1 protein-coding gene is annotated in these 799 nt (G+C 66.2%); it reads left to right on the top strand.

Going from position 1 to position 799, the window contains the following annotated elements; all coding sequences use genetic code 11:
• The first annotated feature begins 106 nt into the window (after positions 1 to 106).
• Positions 107 to 664, top strand: coding sequence for a M15 family metallopeptidase (locus A5650_RS12310; protein ID WP_067288725.1), 558 nt, complete (start codon positions 107 to 109; stop codon positions 662 to 664).
• The last annotated feature ends 135 nt before the right edge of the window (positions 665 to 799 follow it).

Genomic DNA, 799 nt, shown 5'->3' on the forward strand with positions numbered 1-799 from the left:
CCGAGGGCAACGAATTCTGCATCCTGGCCGCCGAAGATTGACCCCTCGGCCCCTATTAGCGCGAGCGTGCGTGTTTGTACACGACACGCCGCGAAAACTCAGCCTCATGTGCACGCTCGCGGCCGTGTCGGTGTGGGCAGTTGCGGCGTGTGGCACGGCCGCGCCGCCACCGGCCCCGGCACCCGTCGTCGGCCAGGAACCCATGAAGCTCGGACCGGCAGCGCAGGACACCGTCGGCGGTTGGCTGCCCGACAGTCGCACGCTCAGCCCATTCGACACTCACGATCCGATCGTGGAGTGGCTCGACCCGCAGCTGCGCGAGTCGGTTCAGAAGGCGGCCCGCCGCGCCGAGAGCGACGGCATCGAGATGCGCATCTCGTCGGGGTGGCGATCGAAGGGTTTCCAGGAGAGGCTGTTCGCCGACGGTGTCGTCAAGTACGGAAGCATCGGAGCTGCACGGGAATTCGTGGCCTCGCCGGAGAAGTCGAAGCACGTCACCGGTCAGGCCGTCGACATCGGTCCTGTCGAGGCGGACAAGTGGCTGATCGCCAACGGTCGCGAGTTCGGCCTGTGCCAGGTCTATGCCAACGAGATCTGGCACTTCGAGTTGGCCGTCGTCGACGGGCGCTGTCCGCCGTTGAAGCCCAACGCCGCGGCGGATTGACCGCGCGCTCACGGAGAGCTCAGCGTGCACAAACTGTCGCTGATGCGCGGCGTGTCGTGTGCAAACACGCACGCTCGCGCTAATAGGGGCCGAGGGGTCAATCTTCGGCGGCCAGGATGCAGAATTCGTTGCCCT

This window comes from Mycobacterium sp. 1164985.4 (assembly GCF_001668575.1).
Lineage (GTDB): Bacteria > Actinomycetota > Actinomycetes > Mycobacteriales > Mycobacteriaceae > Mycobacterium.